The sequence below is a fragment of the Sulfitobacter albidus genome (genome assembly GCF_018200035.1).
Classification (GTDB): Bacteria; Pseudomonadota; Alphaproteobacteria; order Rhodobacterales; family Rhodobacteraceae; genus Sulfitobacter; species Sulfitobacter albidus.
Map to the genome: position 1 here is coordinate 1,941,377 of NZ_CP073581.1, position 19,035 is coordinate 1,960,411.

Consider the following 19,035-nt stretch of genomic DNA (forward strand, 5'->3'; position numbering starts at 1 on the left):
CTACTCCGCCGCCGTCGCGATGTCGTTGTCGGGCAGATCCAGCGCCTCGGCGATGATCTCGCGCAGCTCGGACGCCAGGACGACGACATTGGGCGACAGCACCATGCTGTCATGGTCCCCCGGCACCTCGATCACCTCGACATGGGGGGCGTATTGCGTCCAGTCGTTGTCGTGGAACACGTATTCGCGCGCCGCCGAGACATGGTTGCCCCCGCTTACCGCATAGTGACGGTCCAGCGGCGGCCGGAACAGCGTCATCGGCCCCTCCCAGCGCGGCGTATCGTATTGACCGACGGCGCGCAGGAAGGCCGCTTCGATCTTGGTGTTGTTGAACCCCGCAGGGGCGGTGTCCGTCTGCTTGCCCCGACGTTTCTCGAATTCCCAGGCGATGCGGTTGCGCGCCCAGTCGCGCAGGTAGGCAGGCCCCTGCGTGCGCAGCTCGGCCAGCTTGATCAGCGCCTTGTCGCGGCGGCTCAGGCTCGGGCGTACCGGCAGCGGCGTGTCCAAAAGCGCCAGCGTGGCCACATCCTCACCCGCCGCGCGCAATTGCTGCGCCATCTCGTAGGCGGTGATCCCGCCCCCCGAAAAGCCCGACAGCAGGTAAGGCCCGCGCGGCTGCACCTGCCGCAGCTCGGCGATGTAGTCGGCGGCGGCGGTCTCGATCGTCTCATGCGGCGCACTGTCACCGATCAGCCCGCGCGCCTGCAGGCCGTAGACCGCCCGTTCGCGCGCGAATTGCTGGGCCAGATGGCGCAGGTTCAGCACGTTGCCAAACATCCCCGCCACCACGAACAGCGGCGTGGCGCGATCCGCTTTCACCCCGTTGAGCGGCACAAGGTGCTGGAAGCCCGGCGCGTCCGGCGCGGCCCCCTCGGGCGCGGCAGCCTCACCCACCTGCGCGGTGATGCGCGCGGCGATATCGGCAATCGTCGGCGCCTCGAACAGGACCGACAGCGGGAATTCCACCCCGAATTCGCGTTTCACGGCGGCAAAGAGGCGCACGGCGATCAGCGAATGCCCCCAAGGTCAAAGAAACTGTCCTGCGCGCCGATGGGCGAGACGCCCAGCAGCGTCGTCCACATCTGCGCCAACGCCTCCTGCACCGGCCCCTCGGGAGCGACGAATCCCTCAAGATCGGTACGCTCGAAACTCTGGCCGGTGGGCGCTGCTTTCGGCGGCACATCGGCCTGCGCGATCAACCCGTCCAGCGGCAGCGACGAGACATAGATCTGCGGCGCGCCCACCGCCAGCGCGCGGGCCAACGCGCGCGGCCCCTCGGCAGCGGTGATCCCCTTGGCAACGGTGAATGCCAGCCGCTCTTCGGCTTCGGTCTGCGGGCGGCTCTCCTCCGCTGCGTCGTCGAACGTGACCTCAGCCGCGCTCAGCGGGGCAACCTGTGCGGCAAATCCGCCGGCAAGGCGTGTCATCGCAAAATCGCGCACCTCGACCAGCACGCGGCCCCGCGTGTCGCATATCGTCACGTCAAAGCGCGCGTCCGCCGCGCCCCCGGCCAGCCGCATGTGGCTGTAGATCTCATTCGTCAGCGGCGCGTGCACCGTGATCCGCCCGTAGGACACCGGCACCCAGAGATCGGTGGCGTCATAGCCCGGCGCCAGCGCCACGGCCCAGCCGGTCGCCAGATCCATCAGACCGGGCGCCAGCACGTGATCGCCCGTGCCGCCCTGCAACACCAGATGCGCCAGCCCCTCGCCCGCGCCAAACCGCCGCGCGCGCAGCACCTGCCAGTCGGGGCCAAAGCGCAGATGCGCCTCCTGCGGGGTCTTGAGGTGGGTCTCACTCCGCTCCGCGTCGCCCATGCGGGCGGTGATCGCGGCCAGATCCAGCGGATCGGGCGTGTCGGTCACCACGGAAGCGATGCGCGCCTCGGCGTGGGTCTGCCAGCCGTCGCGGCCCGCCAGCGTGCAATCCGATTGCAGCACGGCGGCAAACCCGCCGGCCTCGCGCGTCAGATCAACCCGCATCTCGCGCGGGGTGCCCGCGGGCGCCTCCAGCGGGCGCAGAAAATACAGATCTTCGAGCGCAAAGGCGCCCGTGGCCCCAGCACTGCGCGCGGCCTCGGCCAGCGCCTCGATCATGCCGGTGCCCGGCATCACGGCGCGCCCGTCGGCCATGCGGTGCTGGTCCAGCACCGGATCGGCATCGGTCAGCGTGGCGGTGAGCCGGATCACGTCCTCGCGCGGCTGCACATGGTCCAGCAGCGGCAGATCCAGCGCGCGCGGCGGCAGCGCCTCCACCTCGGCGCGGCCCGTCGCGGCGGCGGCCATGCCCACATCGGCCCAGACGCCCCAGTTGACGGCCACAACCCGCGTCGCCCCCCGCGCCGGGCCTTGGCAAAGGCGTTGAGGTAGTCGTTGGCGGCCACGTAATCCACCTGCCCCGCCGCCCGCACGGCGGTCGAGGTCGAGGCGAACAGCACCATCAGATCGACACTGCCATCGGGCAGCAGATGATCCAGCACCCGCAGCCCCTGCACCTTGGGCGCCAGCACCGCATCCACCTGCGCCTGGGTTTTGCCAAGGATCGGCGCATCGTCGAGCGTGCCCGCCGCGTGGATCACCCCGTCAAGACCACTTTCCTGCAGGCTGTCGATGACCTTGCGCATCTGCGCGAGGTTCACCACATCGCCGCGCCGCACCTCGACCGTGCCGGCGTCCAGCGCCTCCAACCGCTCCACAGCGCGGATGCGGCGGGCGGTGGGATCGCTGGCCGGACGGGTCGACAGCACCCGCGCCCAAGCCTCGCGCGCGGGCAGCGCGGTGCGGCTCAGCAGCACGACACGCGCGTCAAAGCGCTGCATCAGATCGGCCGCAATGGTCTGGCCGATACCGCCAAAACCGCCGGTAATCAGGTAGGTGCCGCCGCGCTTGAACGCTGGCGTCTCGACATCTGGCAACGACACGGCGCGCAAGCCCTGCACGAAGCGTTTGCCGCCCCGCAGCGCGGCCACACCATTGGCGGGCGTGGCCAACAGCTCTTCGAGCAGCGGCTGCGTCAGCGTCTCCTCGGGCGCCGGCATCGCGCGGGCAAAGAACCCCGCCTTCGCCCGCGGCTGCAGCAACCGCAGATCGAGGGTCGAGACCGTCAGCCCCGCGATCTCACGCGGCATCACACCCGCCGGGCCGCTGATCATGGCCTTTTCGGGATGATCGAGCGCCTCATCGCTGACCTGCGCCGCGCCGCTCGTCACCACGGTCATGTGCATCGCGGGCGCGTCTTCCAGAGCGCCCAGCGCCTGACCCAACCACAGAAGGCTCGCAAACCCCTGCTCGACATTGCGCTCAAAGAAATTGCTGCCGGGGCGGAAATCCTCCTCCCCTTCGGTCACCAGCCAGAAATGCGCGATGCGTTCGGGCAGCGTGCCCGCCTCCGCCAGCGCGCCCATCAGCGCGGCATAGCCATCGGCCCCCTGTTCGGGCGCGAGGGTATAGCCATCCTCGACCGTGGCAAAGCTGTCGCCCGCGCGCACAACCGCCACCCGCGCCCCGCCCTCCCGCAGCCGCGCGATCACCGGATCGGCCACGCCACAGGTATCGGCAAAAACGAGCCAGCTCTGCCCGGCCACGGCATCCAGCGCCGCGCCCGGATCGGCATCCGTGTCGGCATAGGCGGGCCGCCAGCTGGGCACGCTGCCCCAATCGGCGATATCCTCGACGCGCGCGAGCGCCGGTGCCGCCGCCTGCGTCACCGCCTCACCGGGGGCAATGAAATAGGGGGAGCGCTGGAACTGATAGGTCGGCAGCACCACGCGGTTGCGCCGCGCCTCGCCCCACAGCTGGCCCCAATCGCCCTCGACCCCGCAGGCCCAGAGCCGCGCAAGCACGCCGATGAAAAACATATCGTCCGCCATGTCCTGATCAGGATGGCGCAGCGTGCTGAGCACTTGGCCCGGCGCCACATTGGGCGCCATCTGCGCTAGCGACGACAGTGCCTTGCCCGGACCGACCTCAAGAAACACGCGCTTGTCGCCCGCGCTGAGGCTGTCGATGCAATCGGCAAAATGCACCGTGCCGCGCAGCTGACCCACCCAATAGTCGGGATCGGTCGCCTGCTGGGCGGTGATCTGCACGCCGGTGCGGTTCGACCAGAACGGCATCTGCGGCGCTTGCAGGTTCAACGTGGCAAGGAAGGCGCGATACTCGGCCAGGATCGGCTCCAACATGCGGCTGTGTGCGGCGATGTCGATGGCGATGCGCTGGCTGTCGATGTCATCGGCGGCCAATCGCGCCGCCAGATCCTGCAACGCCGCATCGGGGCCAGAGACTGCCGTCAGCTCGGGTCCGTTCACGGAGGCGATATCAAGCGCGTCGCCCACGTAGGGCGTGATCGCCTCCAGCGACAGCGGCACGCTCAGCATCCCGCCCGCGGGCACGCTGTCGAACAGACGGCCGCGCAGCAGCACCAGATCAATCAGATTCTCAAAACTCATCACGCCCGCAAGGCAGGCGGCGACGTTCTCGCCCATCGAATGACCGACCATCGCCGCCGGGCGCAAGCCCCAGCTGATCCACAGCTGCGCCAGCGCGTATTCGGTGATGGCAATCAGCGGCAGCTGCACCGACGGTTTCTTGAGCGTTTCCGCCGCCGCCGCGCCACCATCCTCGGGCAGCCACAGCGCACGAATGTCGTAATCCAGCTGCGGCGCAAGGTGATCGAGCCCGCGATCCATCGCCTCGGCAAAGACCGGCTCGGTCTCGTAGAGATCGCGCGCCATGCCGGGGTATTGCGCACCGCCGCCGGGGAACATGAACACCACCTCGGGCGCCTCGCCCAGAACCTCGTGCGTGAACACGCGGTGACGGTCGCCCGCCTCCAGCAGGTCTGCCGCCTCCGCGTGGGTTTCGGCCACGACCACACGCCGGCGCGCGAACCCGCGCCGCCCGTTTTTCAGCGTATGCGCCACATCGGCCAGATCCTGTTCGGGATGCGCGCGCAGATGCGCGGCCAGCGCCGCCGTATTGGCGTCAAGCGCAGCCTTGGAGCGCCCCGAGATGACCAGCGGCTGGAACGGGAAATCGCTTTCCTCGGACGCGGCGCGCAGGGGCGCCTCTGCCAGAATGGTATGGGCGTTGGTGCCGCCCACGCCCAGCGCGTTTACGGCGGCATGGCGCGGGGCCGCACCGCGCGGCCAGGGTGTCAAACGGTCGTTGACCGAAAACGGGCTGCCCTCGAACCCGATGGCGGGATTGGGCGCCTCATATCCCAGCGAGGGCGGCATCGCCTCGTGGTGCAGCGCCAGCGTCGCCTTGACCAGCCCCGCCACCCCGGCAGCCGTGTCGAGGTGGCCGATGTTGGTCTTGACCGATCCGATGCGGCAGAAATCCTCCGCCTGCGTCTGGGTGCGGTAGGCCTCCGTCAGTGCCGCGACCTCGATGGGGTCGCCCAGATAGGTGCCGGTGCCGTGACATTCGACCAGACCGATCTGATCGGCGGGCACATCCGCCGCCTTAAGCGCTTGCCCAATCGCCGCTGCCTGCCCGTCGACCGACGGCGCGAGGTATCCCGCCTTGGCCGCGCCATCGTTGTTGATCGCCGAGCCCTTGATGACGGCCCAGATATGATCGCCGTCGCGCTGCGCGTCCGAAAGGCGTTTGAGCGCCACGCACCCCGCGCCCGAGCCGAACACGGTGCCCTGCGCACGGTGGTCAAACGCGTGGCAGGCACCGTCCGGCGACAGGATCTCGTTTTCCTTGAATTCATAGCCGCGCCCCTGCGGCATCTCGATGGTCACGCCACCCGCCAGCGCCATCTCGACCTCGCCACTGCGCAATGCCTGCGCCGCATAGTGGATCGCCACCAGCGACGTCGAACAGGCGGTTTGCAGGTTCACCGACGGGCCTTTGAGGTCGAACACATGGCTCACCCGCGTCGACAGGAAATCCTTGTCGTTGCCGGTGTGGCGCAGCAGGAACATGCCCGTCTCCTCCACCAAATCGGGATTCGAGCAGATGTTGAAATAGAAATAACTCCCCATGCCGCAGCCGGCATAAACGCCGATGGGTCCGGCCACATTCTCCGGCACATGGCCCGCCTGCTCCATCGCCTCCCACGCAACTTCGAGGAACTTGCGATGCTGTGGATCAAGGATCGCGGCATCCTTGGGCGAAAACCCGAAGAAGTCGGCGTCGAATGTCTCAAACCCCTCCAGATCAGCGGCAAAGGGGACGTAGTTCTTGCGCGCGATGCGCTCGGGCGTCTCGCCCGCGGCAAGCAGCTCATCGTCGCTCAGCTTGCGGATCGAAGAGACACCGTCGCGCAGGTTCTGCCAAAACGCCTCCACCGTGCCCGCACCGGGCACGTTGACGGCCATTCCGACGATGGCGATATCCTCGATGTCGCGACGGGTCTCGCGGCGCTCGCTGGTCATACTGTCTCACCCCTTTGCCCATCGCGCGTGCGATCGGCAGGAGCCCCCATGGTTGTTCTATCAAACTTCCCGCGCCGACCCTAGGGTAAAGCAGATCTCACCCATCCGGAGAAGCGCGGCTTGCCCTTTATTTCATGGGCCTTTGGCTCAAATTCAACTGACGTTTGCAGGGAAATTAACACAACAATCGTCAGACTTCAGGGCCATTGCAAGGAATTGCGCGACAATGACGCCATAATCGGCAGGAATCACCGGTTTCCGCTACAGAACTGTGCGCCGCCCGGTGCGCGGCGCGGCCTGTTGCATCACGGGCGCCTGTCGCAGGGCGTGGCGCGGTGGGCGCACGGGTCGCGGCGCGCGCCGCTCGACATAGCCCAGGATCGCGCCCGCCGTCAGCCAGGTGATCGGCGTCAGCGTGGCGTTGAGCAGCATGTCCATCAACGTGATTCCCAGGATCAGGCTCGCCCCACCGATATAGGGCGACAGATCGGCGCTGCGCTGGCGCCACGCGTGGCGCGCCATCAGCATCAGCGGCAGGGCAAGAAGGCCAAACTCCGCGATGTAGCCGAGCCACCCAAAGGTACCGAACACGATGATCCAGCGCCCGTCGGGGATGGTCAGGATCTCTCCCGTCTCGGGGTCCCGCACCAAACTGCGGCCCCAACCGGACCAGCCAAAGGCGGGTTTTTCCGCAGCCCGGTCAAGCAGTTGCTCTTCGTTGTTAAAGCGATACTCGAGCGATTGCGCGCGGTACGGGTTCACTTCGGCAATCTCGGCCACGATCGCATCCGTCGGGATCACCTTGAAATTGCGCAGCATCGGATAGGTCACCGCCACCACCGCCATCACCGCCGCGATCCCCACCATCCAGCGGCGCGGCAAAAACAGCACGATCGGCAACAACAACAACCCGTAGGCGATGGAGGCGGCACTTTTGCACAGGATCAGGAACACCAGCAGATACAGCGTCCACAGCACCATTTTCCACCGGTCGATGCGCGGCGTCACCCGCGTCAGCGTCGCCGCCGCCACCAGCCCGATGCACACGAACAGCGCCAGCCACAGCCCGTGCGGCAGGAACACGATGGGCCGGTAGCCGCCCGCGCGGATCGTCTGTTCGAAACTGTGCTGGAAAAATCCATAGACCCAAACGTTCATCTGCGGGCTGAACCGGATCTCGATCAGCGAGGGGATGGAATAGGCCAGCGCACCCACCATGAAGGCCAGCAGCAATTCGCGCAGCCCCTCTTCGCTACGCAGGAACTGCCGGGCCAGCAGGAACGGCACGATCGTCAGCACCTGCGCAATCAGCACCGATCCGATGTCGCGCACCGATTGGCCGGGCAGCGCATCGACCAGAAACAGGATCGGATCGGCGTTGCGCAGCACTTCGAACAGGATGGGCTCGCGGTTGGTCAGCACCGTGGGTATCGCGCACAGCACCAGCATCACCACCAACACCCGCGCCACCCGGCTTTCGGGCCACAGCTGCACCTTGTGCGCGGTGGCAAAGACCAGAATGGCCAGCACGCTGAGGTTCGGGATCGACACCTTGTCCATCGCGGGCACCAGCGGCAGGTTGAACTCCGCCAGCGGCGGCAACAAAAGATAACCGCCCAGGATCGACCAGATCAGCGCCCGCTCGACCCGTTGCGTGCGAAATAGCACAAGGCACACGAACGGCCAGATCAGCAGCATCAATGAGGCGACGGCATTGGGCATCGTCGGGGGGCTCTCCGGTGAATGAGCGCGACAAATACACCCTTGGCCGGGTCAAGTCATCACGCTAGTTTGCCGCAACGCGCGGGGTCCAGCACCGCCACCCAACGGTATGTATCTGAAATGAAACCTGAAAATACCCCGACACCGCGCGCAACTGCCCGCGCGCTGTGGCCGCGCTGCACGGGCCGGCCATGAAATTTGGCAAAGGTCGTTCCGCCGTTACGGTCAATGTCCCCACACGCGAGGCATTGTTTCGCACGATCCGCGCGCGTTTTGCCGATGGGACCGGATTCGCGCTGGCGACGCTGAACCTCGATCACCTCACCAAGCTGCCGGTCGATGACGCCTTTGCCAGCGCCTACCGCGCGCAGGATCTGGTGGTGGCGGACGGGCGACCGATCATCTGGTTGTCGCGTCTCGCGCGCCAGCCGGTCGCGCTCATGCCCGGCTCCGATCTGGTGCTGCCGCTCAGCGCCGAGGCCGCGCGCGCGGGCGTGCCCATCGCCCTGATGGGCAGCTCTGACAGCGCGCTTGCCGGGGCAAAGGCCGCGCTTGAGCGCGACGTGCCGGGGCTGAACGTCGCCTATACCCACGCGCCGCCCTATGGGTTCGACCCCACCGGCGCGGATGCGGTGCAGATCTGCGAGGAGCTAAACAAGAGCGGCGCGCGGCTGTGCTTCATCGCCCTTGGCGCGCCCAAGCAAGAGATTTTTGCCGCCTTCGCGCGCGGCCGCTGCCCCGCCGTGGGCTTTGCCTCCATCGGGGCGGGTCTGGATTTCCTGTCGGGCCATCAGGTGCGCGCCCCGCGGATCATGCGCGCGCTGGCGCTCGAATGGCTGTGGCGCGCGGGGCAAAGCCCGCGGCGCATGGTGCCGCGCTATGCCAAGTGTTTTGCGATCCTGCCGGGTCTTGCGGTGCAGGCGTGGCGCCAGCGCTGATTACTTGTATTCGATCAGCCTGCGCCGCCCGCCGCGCAGACGGCTCAGGTAATACCCCACCGCGCCGCGCGCCTCGGCAAATTTGCCGATGACCGAAAACAGCGCCCAGCGCAGCCCGCCCCGCCGCGCCAGCCGCGCGATTTGCAGCGGGTAGACCACCAGCCCCAGCAGCGACCAGGGCGAGATCAGCGCCGCCAGTAAAATGGCCACCGGCACCCCCACGCCCCAGATCAGCGCGCGCCGCGTCTCGGCCACCCAGTGCCGCTCCGGCCCCGCGCCATGCAGCGCCGCCCCTTCCGCAAATGCATGGCCCGCCCGCACGCTGCGGCGCCACCACTGGCCAAAGCGCGTGATCTGCGCGTCATGCGCCGTCATCTCCGCGTCAATCCGCCAGATCCGCCAGCCTTTCGCGCGCAGGCGCACGCACATCTCGGGCTCCTCCCCCGCGATCAGATCGTCGCGGTAGCCGCCCACGGCGCGCAACGCGTCCACCCGCATCAGCGCATCGCCCCCGCAGGCGCGCGCCTCGCCCACGGGCGTATCCCACTCCGCGTCGATCAGCGCATTATACGGCGAGGCCTCCGGCTGCATTTCCCGCCGCCGCCCGCAGACAACGGCCACATCCGGATGCGCGTCCAGAAAGGTCCGCGCCGCCGCCAGCCATCCCGGCTGCATCACGCAATCGCCATCAAGAAATTGCACCAACTCCGCCCCTTCGGGCAGGGCCGCCAGCCCCGCATTGCGCGCCCGCGCCGCCGTGAAGGGCTGCGTCATGTCCAGCGCGATCACCCGCGCGCCGCGTGCCTGCGCCGCCGCCACCGATCCGTCGGTCGATCCGCTGTCGACGTAGATCACCGGCGCAACCCCGCGCAGCGCGTCGAGGCAGGCAATTAGCCGCGCGCCCTCGTTGCGCCCGATGACAATCGCCGCGACGCTCACCGCCGCACCCACGCGCTGTAGGCGTCCGAGCGCACGAGGAACCCCGCGTCATAAAGCGGTTCGATCCCCGCCCATTCCCGCGCCGCATCCGAATACAGCGTCACGCGAGGATCGCGCCCCATCACCCGCAGCCGCGCGGCATCCTCGCCATGCGCCAGCGCCCCGGTGCCCGCCTGTGCCGCGTCCCGCGCCGCCGCGTCGCCCGCGAATTTATAGTGTCGGATCACCGCGCTGAAATCGCTCACCCGCACCCCGCTTGAGACATGCGGATGCGGCGCGATGCGCACGTCCGGCCCGTTGAATACCAGCGGGTGTTTGGTCAAACAGCACTCTTCGCCGAACACCCGGCCCCGCACGCCGCCAAAGCAAAACTGCAAGGCATCCGTGGGCACCGTGTTGTCGGCCATGAGGGCGGAGAATTCGATCTGCGCGCTGTGATAGGCAAACCGGTCCACCGTCGACACATCGTAGTATCGAAACGCCCGCAACGCCGCGTCAAACGACAGATCCGCCACCTCGGCCAAGGGCACGTCGGGAAACATCTCGAGCATTTGGGCCATCAGCGCCGTATCGCCGCGCCCCTCAAGATAGGCAATCAGCCCCGGCAGGCCGATCTCGGCCCGCCCCTCAAAATCAAACTGCTCGTCCATATCGACGTAAAGACACCAGCGCCCCGCGCCATAGCGTTGGGCCGGATAGGCGCGCATCAGATCCTCGTACTGCGCCAGCGGCAGCGCCACCCGGTCGATCACCGTGCCGGGTTGGGCCTCGATGCGCGCCACCGTGTCATCGGTCGACCCATTGTCGAGAAAGGCAAAATGCGTGATCCCCAAGCGCCGGTAATAGTCAAAGAACGCATCAAGGTGATAGCCCCCGTTGCGCACCAGCACGATGGCCAGCACCGCCCCCTCGGGCACGTCGAAACCCGCGCCGTGCAGCGGCTCGACAGCGGCGCGGAAACGGCGGCCGCGCAGCGCTTCGGCGGCCTTGCGGCGCAGACGGGAAAAAATGGAGGTTCGGCTCATACCGCCCGCTTTAGCCAGTCCTGCGCGCCCGGTCCACTATTCGGCGCGCGCCCGGTGCTCTTTGACGCGCAGGTAGGCATTTGCGCCCCACTGCGCCAGCGGCTGCGGTGGCAGGCGCGCGGGCGGGGCTTCGGCGTCAAAATGCGCGGTAATCTCGCTTGCCTCGCCCAGCGCGCTTTGCGCCGCCGCGATCCCCGTGAGCGTGCCCCGCGCGGTGCCAAGCCCGTTCTGCACGCAGGCCGAAAACACCCCCGGTGCCACCTCGCCGGTCATGGCCACACCGTTTCGGCTCAGGCACAGATGCCCGGCCCATGTCTGCGCCATCGCCATGCCCGCAAGCGCCGGAAAGCGCGCATCGAATTTTGCGCGGTGCACGGCGGCGGCGCGGCGCAGATCGCGGCGGCTGACGGTCATGCCGGGGCGCAGCGTGGCACAGGTGCGCGTCACGATCCGGTCGCCGCCCTGCGGTGCATCGATGCGCCGTACCGTGGTGCCCATTGGGTCGGACGGCGTGATCCCCCAGCGCGCCGCCCCCGCCAGCGCACCCATGGGCAGCACCGGCGTGATCGAGGCATAGAGAAACAGCTGCATCAGCCGCCCCCGTGCGATCCCGAAACTCTCCAGATGCCCGTTGGTGGCAAGGATCACGCGCGGCGCGGTCACGTGGCCCTGCGCCGTGGCAACCCGCCAATCGCCCCCGGCCTGCGCGATCTCAGCCACCGGGCTGCGCGCAAAAATCCGCACCCCGCCGCGGGCCAGCCCCGCCGCCAGCCCCCGGATATAGCCCGCAGGCTGCACCATCAGCGTGCCGGGCGTATAGAGCCCGGCGCGGTAGTGCCTGCTGCCCGTCAGTTCCGCCATATCCGCCGCATCCAGCGTCTGCGACGCCTCGCCCAGGGCGGCCAGATGCGCGGCGTAGCTTACGTTATGCGCCACCGCCCGCGCGGATACCGCGCCGTTCACCTTGCCCGCCGGATCGGCAAAGGCCGGATCGATCCCGTAGTCAGCCACCGCCGCGCGGGCAAATCCGATGGCCCGGCGATTGAGCGCGATCATCGCGCGGTCCCCCGCCCCGCCCGCGTAATTCTCGGACGCCAGATCATGCGGCAGATCGATCATGAAGCCAGAATTGCGCCCCGCCGTCCCTTCGGCAATGTCGAGCGCGTCCAGCACCACCACATCCAGACCCGGATCCATCAGCCGCAGCTGCCGCGCCGCCGACAATCCGGCAAAGCCCGCGCCGATCACCACCACATCCGCCGTGCCAGCGCCCTCAAGCGCGGGGTAGCGCGCGCCCGGCCCCAAAATCTCGGCCCAGGCGGCGGGGCTGTTGAACGCGGGCGTGCGGCGCGCGGTGAATGTCACCCCACCGCCTCATCCGCATCATCGGCCAGATCGATCCAGATGGTCTTCAGCTGGGTGTATTGGTCATGCGCCTGCACCCCGTTGTCGCGCCCGCCAAAGCCCGATTGTTTGACCCCGCCAAAGGGGGTGGAGATATCGCCCTCGCCGTAGCTGTTGACCGTCACCGTGCCCGCGCGCAGCACCCGCGCGCCGCGGATCGCCCGTTTCGCGTTGGCAGTAAACAGGCTCGCACACAGGCCATAGTCGCTGTCATTGGCGACCGTAATCGCCTCATCGAACGATCCCACGCGGATGACGCTCAGCACGGGGCCGAACACTTCGTCGCGCGCCAGGCGGTGCGCGGTATCCGCCAGCTCGATCACCGTCGGCTCCACAAAAATGTCACCGTGGGTACCGCCGCCCACCCGTGCGGCCGGCGCATCGGCAAGATAGCCCGCAACCTTCTCGAAATGCGCCCGGCTTACCATCGCGCCCAGCCGCGTTTGCGGGTCCAATGGATCACCCAGCGGCCAGTCGCGCATATGCGCCTCGATCTTGTCCAACAGGGCGTCCGCCACGTCCCGGTGCACGATCAGCCGCGAGATGGCCGAGCAATTCTCGCCCATGTTCCACAGCGCCCCGTTGACCACATGCGCCGCCACCCGGTCGAGGTTTTCCGCATCCTCCAGGACCACGCAGGCGTTCTTGCCGCCCATCTCCAGCACGACCTCCTTGGCGTTGCTTTCCGCCGCATAGCCCAGGAACCGTTTGCCGGTGACGGTCGAGCCGGTAAAGCTGACCATGTCGACATCCATGTGACGGCCCAGCGGCTCGCCGACCTCGGGCCCGGTGCCGGGCAGCACGGCCAGCACACCGCGCGGCACGCCCGCCTCATGGGCGAGTTCCGCCACGCGCAGTGCTGTCAGCGATGTCTCCTCGGCGGGCTTCACGATCACCGAACAGCCCGCCGCCAGTGCGGGCGCGATCTTCCAGCCCAGCATCAACAGCGGGAAGTTCCAGGGCAGCACCAGCCCCACCACGCCAATCGGCTCCCGCACGACCATGGCGATGTGATCGTCCGACGCCGGCGCGACGGAATCGTACATTTTATCAATCGCTTCCGCGTGCCACTTCAGGCAATGGATGAACTCGGGGATATCCACCGTTTCGCAGTCATAGATAGTCTTGCCCGCATCGAGGCTCTCCATCACCGCAAGCTCACGCGCGTGGCGGGTGATCAGCTTGGCCAGCCGGATCAGCACGTCCTTGCGGTGGCTCGGATGCGCGCGCGACCACGTGCCCGCCTCGAACGCATCGCGCGCCTTGGCCACGGCAAAATCCACGTCCGCCGCCCCGCAGGACGCGACCTGCGCCAGCACCGCACCCGTGGCCGGGTTCACCGTGTCAAAGGTCGCCCCCGACGCCGCCGGGCGATAGCCGCCATCCACAAACGCCTGCGTGGCAAACCGCATCCCGGCGGCAAGCGCGCCGTATTCCTCGCGTGTCAGCAAATCCATCATGCATCCTCCCCGGTGATCGCCGCGACGGTGGTTTTCAGCACCCGCACGACCTGTTCCAATTCGCGTTTGTCGTCCTTATTCAGCGGTTTGAGCGGCGGCATCATCCCGCCCGTGTCTATCCCCGCCATCGTGACCCCGTGCTTGACGCAGGCGACGAATTTGCCGCCCTGCTCCAGCACCCGCATCAGCGGCATCATCGCCGACATGATCCGCCGGCCCTTTGCAAAATCGCCCTGCACCGCGCAGGCCTCGTAGAGCGCCACATGTTCGCGCGGCAGGAAATTGCTGCCCGCGCAGACCCACGACCGCGCGCCCCAGGCAAAGAACTCCAACGCCTGATCGTCCATCCCGCACGACATCTGGATATGTGGATAATCCCGCGCCAGCAGGTGCACGCGGTTGATATCGCCCGAAGATTCCTTGATCGCGCAGATATTGCGCGACTGCCCCACCCGGTCGAGGAATTCCGCGCCCATGTTCACGCCCATGCGTCCGGGATAGTTATACAGCATCACCGGCAGGTTCGCCGCCCGGTCAATCGCCAGCGCATTCAGCGCGTTCTCCCGCTCCGTCGGGACGGCATAGGGCGGCGTGCCCAGCAGGATCGCATCCGCGCCCATTTCCCGCGCGCCGCGCGCCATTGCCACGCTGTCGGGCGTGCGCATGGTGCCGGTGCCCACGATCAGCGGCAACCGCCCCTTGAGCCGCGCGTGCGTGAATTCCGCCAGCGCCACGCGCTCCTCCACGGTCTGCGCGTAGTTCTCACCGGTCGAGCCGCCCGAGATCAGGCCATGCACCCCCGCCGCCACCAGATGCTCGATCTGATCGGCCAGCGCGTCGTGATTGAAACTGCCGTCGGGATGCAGCGGGGTGACAAGCGGGGTATAGATCCCCTCGAACTGGAAAATCGGGGTCATGGTGTCCTCTGGTCAGGGGCAGGAGTGCCAAGCGTGCCGGTAAGCGGCGCGGGCATCACGAATTGCGCGATTTGGTCCGACGACAGCCGCCAATGCGCCTGCGCCAGTGCGGCGGCAGCCTCACCGTCGCGGGCGTGGATGGCGTCGATAATGGTGTCGTGCTGATCGGCGGCAGTGGCCGTCTCCACGCGGTCTGCGCCGTAAAAGGTCATCGAGATTCGGGTGTGGTCGATCAGCAGGCGCCGAAAGCTCGGCAGCAGATAGACATTGCCCGCCATCTGCCCGGTGATGTCGTGAAAGGCGGTATTCGCGAGCGCCCGCGCGGCGGTGTCAGTGGCGCCCAGCGCGGTCCTGAAATCCGCCTGCGCGGCACGCAGCGCCTGAAGCTGATCGCCCGTGCGATGCGCCGCCGCCAAGCGCAGCACGGCGCCGTAAATCATTGGGGCGGCGAGGAAAAAGTCGCGCAGCGTGGTGTGCCCCATCTCGGCCACCCGCGCGCCGCGGTTCTCGCGCAGATCCACGTACCCCTCGCCCGCAAGCTCGCGCAGCGCCTCGCGCAACGGTGTGCGCGACAGCCCGTAGCGCTCTGACAACGCCACCTCATCCAGATCCGCCCCCGGCAGCAGGGCTTGCGTCAGGATGGCCTCGCGGAGGGCCGCGATCAGGGCGGCTTTGCGGTGGCGGGGCGTGGTTGGCACGGCTGCGGGCTCCGGAAACGGGGGACGTCCCGGCAGCTGAACCACAAATTATACAATATGTCTACAATTTATCGCCGCGCGCCGCCTGCCCCTCGGGCGCATCGGGCAAATTCGCCGTCTCCCGCAACTCGGGCGAATAGAACGTTTGCTGGGCGCGCCCCTTGTGCTTGCTGGCGTAAAGCGCGATGTCCGCTTCCTCCAACACGTCCTCACGGCTGACCGCATCCCCGTTCTGCACCCAGGCGGTGCCTATGCTGGCCGAGATTTCGCAGGTGTGCGCCCCAAAGACGACAGGCTCTTCGATGCGCTGGATGATGCGCGCGCCGACCCGTTCCAGCACCGCGATGTCGCGCACCGCGGGCAGCACCACGGTGAATTCATCGCCGCCCACCCGCGCGACCAGATCGGTCTTGCGCGTCTCTTCGAGCATCACCGCCGCGACCTGCCGCAACACGTGATCGCCTGCCGCATGGCCCAGCGTGTCGTTGACCGCCTTGAAGTAATCCAGATCGATGTGCATCACCGCAAAGGACGCATCGCTCGCCAGCAACCGCTCCAGCACCTGATCCAGCGCGCGGCGGTTCTTGAGCCCGGTGAGCGTGTCGGTGAACGCCTGTTCCTCCGCGGCGGTCTTGGCGCCCTGCAGGCGCAGGTTCAGACTGCGCGAGGCCTCCATCGCAGCACTCTGCGCCTCGATCAGATAGAGCATTTCGATGGCCAGATCGGTCGCGGCAAAATCCCCCGCACTCAGCCGGTAGTCGCGCACGCCCTGCTGGATCGAGATGCCGAACGACAGATCCAGCACGATCCGGTCGCGCCCCGACCAGACCATCACGCCCTTCAGATGCGCGGGCGGCTGGCCGCGCAGCGCCAGATGCAGCTTGTGGCGCGCGGCCCCCGTGATGTCGGTCAGCGCGTCTGTGCCACGCGGGCGCAGCACCTCAAAGACATCCCCAAACGCCTGCCCCTCGAATGTCATGTCAGGGCGCAGCTTGCGAATGGTGGGGCCCGCGTGCAGGATTGTGCCGCTGGCATCCAGCACCATGTGCATCGGGCACAGCACATCCAGCACATCCGACGTCGGCAGCGCAAGATTCATGACGCCCGTTGCCCCAGATCAAACGCCCGGCCATCGGCAAAATCCGCCTCGACCAGTTGGATGCGCAGCGTCTCGCGCCCCGCGGCATGGCCCTCATGCTCCAGCAGCGCCAGCGCGCCGTAATCATCCGCCATGGCCTGCAACACCCCCATCATCAGATGGCCAAACCCCGCAACGGGGCTGTCGCAGATCAGGCTGAACCGCCCCTCGCCATGGGTATGAAGCTCGATCGCGGGCAATCGCAGCTCGGCCACGGCCATGCGCGCGCGGTCGGGCAGATCGTCGAGCGATTGCAGGAAATCGTCAAAATCAACCCCGCCAAAGCGCAGCAAACGGCGCACGGCCTCAGTGTGGGTGACCAGATAGATGCCCACGTCTTCCAGCAGCGCCGCGCGCGGACGGCGCAGCACCGTGCTCATCGCGTCCAGCACGGCGGGCGTGGTCGCGTCGTCATAGCTCAGCATCGCCTCAAAGCTGGGCGGATCGATGCCCGCCCGCGCCGCCGTTTCAATCCAGGCGTCCCGGCCGTACCGGTCCCAGACGAAATTCTGTAAACTGCGGTTGATCAGCCCGTGCATGGGTGCCTCGCGTCGCTTGCGTTCCCCCCCGGTTGTGGCGGGCAAGCGTTAACGTCCGGCTAAGACACGGGCAAAAGCGCCGTCTTGGTTAATCCCTCAGAAGTCGGTGGGCGCGCCGCCTTCGGCCTTTCGGCGGGCGACAAAATCGGCCAGCTCATCGCGGATCGCGGCATCCATCGGCGGCGCCTCAAACGCGCCCACAATCTCGCGGAACATGTGATGCGCGCGCTCCTGCGTCCAGATGCCGCCTGCGACCTCCCAGCCCTCGTAGTTGGTCCAATCGCTCAGGAAGGGCTGGTAGAACGCGGTGGTATAGCGTTCCTGCGTGTGCTCGATCCCGAAGAAATGCCCCTGATTGCCCACCGATTTGATCGCCTCCAGCGCGATCTCATCCGGCCCCGTGGCGCAGATCGCGGGGTCCATATAGCGCTGAATTTGCTGCAAGATTTCGCAATCCATGATGAATTTTTCGGGCGACGCAATCAGCCCGCCCTCCAGCCAACCCGCCGCGTGATAGACCATGTTGGTCCCCGATTGCACCGCCGCCCACAGGCTGTTGGAGGTCTCCCACATGGCCTGCCCGTCGGGCACATTCGCCGCACACACCCCCGACGACCGCATCGGCAGTCCGTAATAGCGGCACAGCTGCCCGGTCATCTGCGTCGCGCGCATGTATTCGGGCGTGCCAAAGGCCGGCGCGCCGGTTTTCATATCCACGTTCGAGGTGAAGGTGCCGATGGCCACGCTCGCACCGGGGCGGATGATCTGCGCCAGCACCACCGCGATCAGCGCCTCGGCCAGCGATTGCGCAACCGCGCCCGACATGGTCACCGGCGCCATGGCACCCGCCAGCGTGAAGGGCGTCACCACCAGACCCTGATTGCGACGCGCGATCCGCATCCAGCCGTCCAGCATCGGAATGTCGTGTTTCAGCGGCGAGGTGGAATTGATGTTGGTGTACATCTTCGGGCTGGCTTCGAATTCCGCGTCGCTCCACCCGCCCGAGATGCGCACCATCTCCATCACATCCTCGACCCGCTCGCGGCCAAGCGAATAGGCGTGCATCGCTTTATCCGTCAGCGTCAGCTTGTCATACAGCACGTCGAGATGGCGCACGGAGGCATGGATATCCACCGGCTCCACCGGGTAGCCGCCGGCGAAGTGGATGCAGTTGAAATACTGCGTGAGCTTCAGCAGATCCTGACACATCGTCCGCGTCCCGGGCACCTTGCGGCCCAGCGCCATATCCCAGTAATTGGGCGGAGAGCTGACATTCCCGAATACCAGATTGCGCCCACCGATGGTGATCTCACGATCGGGATTGCGCGGAGTGATGGTGAATTCCGACGGCGCGAGGGCCACGTATTCCATCACCATCTCGCGGCCCATGCGCACGTTTTCACCGCTCACCGTGCAGCCTGCCTTGCGCAGGATCTCCAGCGCCTCGTGGTTCAGGATTTCGATCCCGATTTCCTCAAGGATGCGCATCGCGCCGTCGTGGATCGCGGCAACGCCCTCGGGGCCCAACGGCTCTACGGGCGCGTCGATGTTGACGGGCGGGTTCCACGGCATCTGCTCGATCACGGCAGAGCCGCGCCTGTCGCGTGCGCCCGCCCGTCCACCACCACGGGATCGGCGTTTCGGGGTCTCGGTCATGGCGGTACTCCTTGGCTTGCTTGCCAGCAGCAGGCCCCATGGCGGGACGCGCATCCGCGCCGTTTGCGACGGAATGTGTCGTTTTCGGTGGCCCGCCCGGTCAGAGCGTATCGAGCCAGCCCGGCAGGCCCCCGATATCGTCCAGCACCACATCCGCCATCGGCGCCAGTGTCGCGGCCTGCGCCCCCCCGTCAGCACCGCGACGGTACGCATC

General features: G+C 67.2%; 11 protein-coding genes and 1 pseudogene. 1 reads left to right on the forward strand and 11 read right to left on the reverse strand.

The window, feature by feature from the left end:
* A pseudogene (locus KDD17_RS09335) lies at positions 1-6,385 on the reverse strand (type I polyketide synthase).
* A gap of 261 nt (positions 6,386-6,646) precedes the next feature.
* Positions 6,647-8,107 (reverse strand): hypothetical protein, encoded by a 1,461-nt coding sequence (locus KDD17_RS09340; protein ID WP_212703427.1) that lies wholly within the window; start codon positions 8,105-8,107, stop codon positions 6,647-6,649.
* Positions 8,108-8,298: 191 nt separating this feature from the next.
* Here KDD17_RS09340 and KDD17_RS09345 point away from each other — a divergent pair, with 191 nt between their 5' ends.
* Positions 8,299-9,045 carry a WecB/TagA/CpsF family glycosyltransferase gene (locus KDD17_RS09345; protein ID WP_212703428.1) on the forward strand — a complete coding sequence of 249 codons (747 nt, stop codon included), beginning with the start codon at positions 8,299-8,301 and terminating at the stop codon, positions 9,043-9,045.
* On the opposite strand, the gene KDD17_RS09350 is transcribed toward KDD17_RS09345, so the two are convergent.
* The 9 genes from KDD17_RS09350 to KDD17_RS09390 all read right to left on the reverse strand — a co-directional run bounded on the left by KDD17_RS09350 (position 9,046) and on the right by KDD17_RS09390 (position 18,821).
* Positions 9,046-9,984, reverse strand: a complete 939-nt coding sequence (locus tag KDD17_RS09350; protein WP_212703429.1) for a glycosyltransferase family 2 protein — start codon at positions 9,982-9,984, stop codon at positions 9,046-9,048.
* Entirely contained in the window at positions 9,981-11,009 is a 1,029-nt protein-coding gene (locus tag KDD17_RS09355) for a glycosyltransferase family 2 protein (RefSeq protein WP_212703430.1), read from the reverse strand. Before KDD17_RS09355 ends, KDD17_RS09350 begins: the two co-directional genes overlap by 4 nt.
* A 36-nt stretch (positions 11,010-11,045) precedes the next feature.
* A complete protein-coding gene (locus KDD17_RS09360; RefSeq protein WP_212703431.1) occupies positions 11,046-12,374 on the reverse strand; it encodes an NAD(P)/FAD-dependent oxidoreductase in 1,329 nt (442 codons plus the stop codon).
* Positions 12,371-13,870 carry an aldehyde dehydrogenase gene (locus KDD17_RS09365; RefSeq protein ID WP_212703432.1) on the reverse strand — a complete coding sequence of 500 codons (1,500 nt, stop codon included), beginning with the start codon at positions 13,868-13,870 and terminating at the stop codon, positions 12,371-12,373. Before KDD17_RS09365 ends, KDD17_RS09360 begins: the two co-directional genes overlap by 4 nt.
* Positions 13,870-14,790, reverse strand: coding sequence for a dihydrodipicolinate synthase family protein (locus KDD17_RS09370; protein ID WP_212703433.1), 921 nt, complete (start codon positions 14,788-14,790; stop codon positions 13,870-13,872). Before KDD17_RS09370 ends, KDD17_RS09365 begins: the two co-directional genes overlap by 1 nt.
* Positions 14,787-15,488 (reverse strand): GntR family transcriptional regulator, encoded by a 702-nt coding sequence (locus KDD17_RS09375; RefSeq protein WP_212703434.1) that lies wholly within the window; start codon positions 15,486-15,488, stop codon positions 14,787-14,789. The genes KDD17_RS09370 and KDD17_RS09375 overlap by 4 nt, the downstream gene beginning before the upstream one ends.
* 61 nt (positions 15,489-15,549) lie before the next feature.
* The gene (locus KDD17_RS09380) at positions 15,550-16,587 is read right to left on the reverse strand and encodes a GGDEF domain-containing protein (protein ID WP_212703435.1); all 1,038 of its coding nucleotides are present in this window, start codon (positions 16,585-16,587) and stop codon (positions 15,550-15,552) included.
* Complete coding sequence (locus tag KDD17_RS09385; protein WP_212703436.1) at positions 16,584-17,165, reverse strand: heme NO-binding domain-containing protein; 582 nt, start codon at positions 17,163-17,165, stop codon at positions 16,584-16,586. Before KDD17_RS09385 ends, KDD17_RS09380 begins: the two co-directional genes overlap by 4 nt.
* Before the next feature lie 96 nt (positions 17,166-17,261).
* Entirely contained in the window at positions 17,262-18,821 is a 1,560-nt protein-coding gene (locus KDD17_RS09390) for a trimethylamine methyltransferase family protein (RefSeq protein WP_212703437.1), read from the reverse strand.
* Positions 18,822-19,035 lie beyond the last annotated feature (214 nt).

Excerpts from the sequence above, each read along its gene's own strand:
- KDD17_RS09340 (WP_212703427.1), bottom strand. The coding sequence starts at position 8,107 with ATGCCCAATGCCGTCGCCTCATTGATGCTGCTGATCTGGCCGTTCGTG.
- KDD17_RS09345 (WP_212703428.1), top strand. The coding sequence starts at position 8,299 with ATGAAATTTGGCAAAGGTCGTTCCGCCGTTACGGTCAATGTCCCCACA.
- KDD17_RS09355 (WP_212703430.1), bottom strand. The coding sequence starts at position 11,009 with ATGAGCCGAACCTCCATTTTTTCCCGTCTGCGCCGCAAGGCCGCCGAA.
- KDD17_RS09365 (WP_212703432.1), bottom strand. The coding sequence starts at position 13,870 with ATGGATTTGCTGACACGCGAGGAATACGGCGCGCTTGCCGCCGGGATG.
- KDD17_RS09370 (WP_212703433.1), bottom strand. The coding sequence starts at position 14,790 with ATGACCCCGATTTTCCAGTTCGAGGGGATCTATACCCCGCTTGTCACC.
- KDD17_RS09380 (WP_212703435.1), bottom strand. The coding sequence starts at position 16,587 with ATGAATCTTGCGCTGCCGACGTCGGATGTGCTGGATGTGCTGTGCCCG.
- KDD17_RS09385 (WP_212703436.1), bottom strand. The coding sequence starts at position 17,165 with ATGCACGGGCTGATCAACCGCAGTTTACAGAATTTCGTCTGGGACCGG.
- KDD17_RS09390 (WP_212703437.1), bottom strand. The coding sequence starts at position 18,821 with ATGACCGAGACCCCGAAACGCCGATCCCGTGGTGGTGGACGGGCGGGC.